Below are 4,808 nucleotides of genomic sequence, written 5' to 3'. Positions count from 1 at the left end.
TCAACTTGTCGGTACATGAGTATTAACACCTTGGACTAGGCTTTAGACCGATCTTAGCTAATTTTCTGGGACTTCGCTCTTCCCGTTATCGATTGAATTCGTCTCCCTTCGCGGGTTCTAGTCTTCTTCAGCAAGCCCTAGTTATGGATCTGGAACATTGGTCGATCCAGGCGCACCTTTTTCAGTCCAAGCAAATGTTGGTTGGAAATTTTAATTAGGATATAAGACCAGAATGAACGCCCGCAAACTCCGCAATATTGCCTTCCAAGCCCACCGTTACATCGGTCTAGCCGTCGCAATGATTTTAATTATTGTCGGCTTAACTGGCTCCATTTTGGTCTTCTATCCAGAGATGGATAACTATCGGATCGATCGACAATTTGGGACAGTAATTCCTCAAGGAGAAAAGATATCATCCGATCGAGCGATCGAGATAGTCAAAGACCATTACAAAGACCGCCCCGACTGGAAAATATCATGGGTCGAAACTCTTCCAGATCGACCCTATAAGGCTTGGTTGACCACCCCAACTAAAGAATCTACCGTAGCCCTCGTCAATCCCTATACCAGCCGTTTTATGGGTGATTATGTTTGGGATAAGTCGATCTTTGGTACGATTCTCAAACTTCATTATCAATTCCTCGTTGGCGATGTCGGCACGATAATTGTCGGTATTGCCGCTTTCTTGATGTTTATGCTCTCCATCACTGGATTGATGCTCTGGAATGGTTGGCGAAATCTGTGGCTGGGCTTCAAAATCAAATGGAATGCCAGCGCGATGCGGCTCAATTTTGACATCCATAAAACTGCTGGTATCCTGTCTGTAGCTTTCTTGACAGTGTTATCACTAACCGGATTTGGTTGGAATTTCTCTGCTCAATCCACACCAGTTATTCATGCAGTGACATTTACACCGATATTACCCGAAGTTAAATCTAGACCGATTGGAGATCGATCTCCGATAAATATATCGGAACTTACCAAAAAAGCTGATGCTTTATTTCCGCAAAGTTCTACTACTTATCTCGTATTACCATCAGATAAAGAGGGTGTACTTACGATCGGGAAAAAGCAACTGGGCGAGTCGCTAAAGTATGGGCAAACTCAAATTAAATTCGACCAATTTTCAGGTGAGGTATTACAGATTCAAGATGCGTTTAAACCGACTCGTGCGGAAAAGGTACTAAATTCTTTTGCGCCGTTACACTATGGAAGTTTTGGCGGTGTCCCGACAAGAATTTTATATGTGTTTGTGGGTTTATCGCCGTTGGTACTATTTATTACTGGTGCCAAGATGTTCAAACTGCGCTTGTGGAATCGTAAACGCAAACAGCCAGTTAGAGATCGCGCGATGGATAGTCTAAACGATAACATAGATTAAGTTAGAAATAGTTCAATCTTTCAACAATCGTAACCCACTTAAAATCACTAGCACAGTAGACCCTTCATGCCCCAGCACACCCAACGGTAGGGTCATATTGCCAGTAAAATTGGCGATTAGCAATATGACAATAAAACTGAGGGCAAACACAATATTTTGCTTGACAATCCGCCCAGAGCGACGACTGAGCCGAATGGCATACTCTAGTTTTTCCAACCGATCGGCCATTAATATCACATCCGCTGTTTCTAGTGCCACGTCACTCCCCGCCGTTCCCATTGCAATGCCTACAGATGCCTGAGCCAGAGCGGGAGCATCATTAATCCCATCGCCAACCATCGCCACTGAGGGGTATTGTTGCTGGAGTTGACGAATTACCCCAAGTTTAGCTTCAGGTAGCAGTTGGGCGTAGACTCGATCGATCCCCAGTTCCCACCCAATACTCTCAGCAGTACGCTCGTTATCGCCTGTCAACATCACAATTTGCTCGATCCCTAGCCGTTTCAACTGAACGATCGATCGAGCGGCGGTGGCTCTGACAGTATCGGCAACTGCGATAATTCCGAGGATACGATTCTCATTCTGAGAGGCTACGCCAACGGCATGAGCAACCCAAACAACAGTTTTCCCCTCTTCCTCCCACTTTTGGCTCTGCTCAATCAGAGAATCAGGACAACTATCTACTTGCGATCGAACAAAGGCGGCGTTACCGACTACCGCTATTTTCCCCTCGACTATTCCCGTAATCCCCTGTCCAGTCTGCGCTCGAACATTGACAGCTTCAGTCCATTCCCAGCCTTGTTTTTGAGCCGCATGAACGATCGCATCCCCGATCGGATGCTCGGACAAACTTTCTAAAGCAGCCGCCACTTGGAGTAATTTGTCTGAAGATTTGTCAACCGCCATGACTCGGACGACTTGAGGTTTGCCTGTCGTCAGGGTTCCAGTCTTGTCAAAGGCGATCGCGTTAATTTGTCCGATCGCTTCTAACTGCGCGGCATTCTTGAACAAAATCCCATGTCGTGCCCCATTGGCGATGCCCGACAACAGGGCTGGCATTGTTGCTGCCATTAATGCACAGGGCGAAGCTACTACCAGAAAAATTAGAGCGCGATAAACCGTATCTTCCCAAGTCCAACCGAGTAGGAATGGGGGTAAAGTACTCAACATCATGCCAATTATCACGATCGCTTTGGCATAGCCACGCTCAAACCGTTCGATGAACTGTTGGGAAGGTGGAGTTTCTGTCTGCGCCTGTTCTACCAGCCGAATTACCCGCTGAATCAGACTACTCTCTGGCGGTTGGTGAATCTGGAGTTTCAACGCACCGTTACCATTAATCGTCCCTGCAAACACCTCATCGCCTACTGTTTTTTCAACAGGCATCGATTCGCCTGTAATTGGAGCTTGATTGAGTTCGCTAAACCCCTCCGTGACAATCCCATCCGTCGGTACCAATTCCCCTGGCTTCACCAAGACGCGATCGCCGATTTGCAACTCAGCCACCGCTACCATTTGTTCTTGCCCATCCACGAGCTTACGGGCGGTATCGGAAGTGAGGCTCATCAACCCCTGAATACTCCGCTCGGTGCGGCTCATCGCGTAGCCTTCTAGCACGCCACTGATGGCAAAAATTAGGATTAACATCGCTCCATCGATGATGAAGTAGTACTCTTTGCGCCATAATCCTAAAATTGCGGCTCCCAATGCTGCCACAATCATCAATAAATCCACATCCAGTTCTTTTTCTCGCCAGAGGGTATTCAATCCTTCACGGGTGCTTTCATATCCCCCGATCGCATACGCAGCGGTTAGAATGAGCAAACTAACGCCCAGCCACCCGCGATCTAGACTCAGCCAACCAATTAACACCAGCACAGCGCAAACTCCAGCCGCGATCGCATCTGGGTGTTCTTCAAATAGCAATCGCCAACGGGATCTAGACAGGGAACGGGAAGACATAATCGCAAAAATAGATCGTCTTCATACCCTACACCTTGACATTGATGTTAATGTCAAGGTACAAATCTAGATTTGTAAAATATGGATGCTCAATATTTAACAATCAAGGAACTAACAGATGCAGTGGGCGGAGATATCACGCCCAGAATGGTGCGACATTATCACACATTGGGCTTATTGCCTCCAGCCCAGCGATCCATCGGCAATTACCGACTTTATACCCCCCAAAATATTCAACAGCTACAGCGGATTGTCGCCCTCAAACAGCAGGGTTTTCAGTTGTCTCACATCCAGCAGCTACTCACCAGCGATTCGGGCATCGATCTCAGTCCCAGCCTGATGGCTCAGTTGCAGCAGCAATACCAGTCCGTCATTCAACAATTAGCGCGGCTGCGGCATACTGCATCGGCGTTAGAGGGAATATTAGGGCGAGATGGCGATTGTCAAATCGTCCAAGCGGAAGCAATCGCGCAGTTGAAACTCCTCGAAGTGGAAAGTCAAGATCGACTGGGGGAACTCGAAGGACTTTGGCATCACCTAGATGGAGCGATCGATTGTCACCCCGAAGCTTTCAAGGAATCGCTACAATACCTACTGCCAGACCTTTCGAGTCGATCGGAGATTGAAATAGACTTGCTCTCTCAACTGGTGCTAGCCTGCGGTGATGTGAGCTTGGTTAATTTTGTCCGACTGAGTGGAGATGCGATCGCCGCAGCGCGTGAGGCTCTGAGCAATGGCTGTCGGATTGTGGGCGATATACCTGCTGTGACTGCTACACTCGATCGGACCCGTTTGGCTCATTTAAATTGTCAGGTTGAGACGCTGATCGACGATCCGCACATCACGGGTGTAGTAGAAGCGGAGCAAGCATTTTGGCAAGATAAAGAGTGGCTAAATCGTCTCCACCAAATTCCAGCTCGTTCGATCCTAATTATTGGCTATGCGCCTTCGGTACTGATGGCTGTGTGTAGTGCGCTCGAGCGGGGACAGATTAAACCTGCGCTGGTAATTGGAATGCCGATCGGATTTAGTCATGCCCCCGCTGCTAAACGGCGACTAATGGCTGCTGGGGTAGCGTATATCACCATTCAAGGCTCGATGGGCGGTGGATTATTAGCAGCAGTGGCGGCAAATGCTTTAATTGCATCTCTATTAGAAAAACCAGATTGTCACTGTCATCTCAAACAGAACGATGAATGATAAATTAGTTGCCAATAGTAGATTTAGTCAAAGCTGGCACAATTCGATCGCTAGCAGCCCTCGCCCCTGACAAATTCCGTGCTGCGGGGCCGACTCGTAATGCTGCCAAACCACCCATGATAAATAGGGCTTGCTGAGTAAAGGCTAAAATGTAGACTCAGAGGCAGTGACAGCGATTAATTTAGCTACTCAGATCCAAGGAAATCAGCTAAAATCAGTTGAAACCCAGTCACCAAGAGAGGTAAATATGTACAGACAAGTTGAA

3 protein-coding genes are annotated in these 4,808 nt (G+C 47.6%); 2 read left to right on the top strand and 1 reads right to left on the bottom strand.

Translation table 11 applies throughout. The annotated features are described in order from the left end of the window. The first annotated feature begins 232 nt into the window (after positions 1-232). Positions 233-1,381 (top strand): PepSY-associated TM helix domain-containing protein, encoded by a 1,149-nt coding sequence (locus ACEW9I_RS09925; protein ID WP_373540184.1) that lies wholly within the window; start codon positions 233-235, stop codon positions 1,379-1,381. 12 nt (positions 1,382-1,393) lie between these two features. Here the strand turns inward: ACEW9I_RS09925 and ACEW9I_RS09920 are convergent, their stop codons facing one another. Continuing rightward, the gene (locus ACEW9I_RS09920; protein WP_373540183.1) at positions 1,394-3,343 is read right to left on the bottom strand and encodes a heavy metal translocating P-type ATPase; all 1,950 of its coding nucleotides are present in this window, start codon (positions 3,341-3,343) and stop codon (positions 1,394-1,396) included. Positions 3,344-3,424: 81 nt separating this feature from the next. On the opposite strand from ACEW9I_RS09920, the gene ACEW9I_RS09915 reads away from it, so the two are divergent. Continuing rightward, the gene (locus ACEW9I_RS09915; protein WP_373540182.1) at positions 3,425-4,543 is read left to right on the top strand and encodes a precorrin-8X methylmutase; all 1,119 of its coding nucleotides are present in this window, start codon (positions 3,425-3,427) and stop codon (positions 4,541-4,543) included. Positions 4,544-4,808: the final 265 nt, after the last annotated feature.

The sequence above is a fragment of the Chamaesiphon sp. genome, from assembly GCF_041738855.1.
Classification (GTDB): domain Bacteria; phylum Cyanobacteriota; class Cyanobacteriia; order Cyanobacteriales; family Chamaesiphonaceae; genus Chamaesiphon.
Note: the sequence above shows the minus strand (reverse complement) of the source record. Positions and strands in the feature narration are given on the sequence as shown.

What these genes read in the sequence shown, in the direction of transcription:
- ACEW9I_RS09920 (WP_373540183.1), bottom strand. Translation starts at nt 3,343, where the DNA reads ATGTCTTCCCGTTCCCTGTCTAGATCCCGTTGGCGATTGCTATTTGAA.
- ACEW9I_RS09925 (WP_373540184.1), top strand. Translation starts at nt 233, where the DNA reads ATGAACGCCCGCAAACTCCGCAATATTGCCTTCCAAGCCCACCGTTAC.
- ACEW9I_RS09915 (WP_373540182.1), top strand. Translation starts at nt 3,425, where the DNA reads ATGGATGCTCAATATTTAACAATCAAGGAACTAACAGATGCAGTGGGC.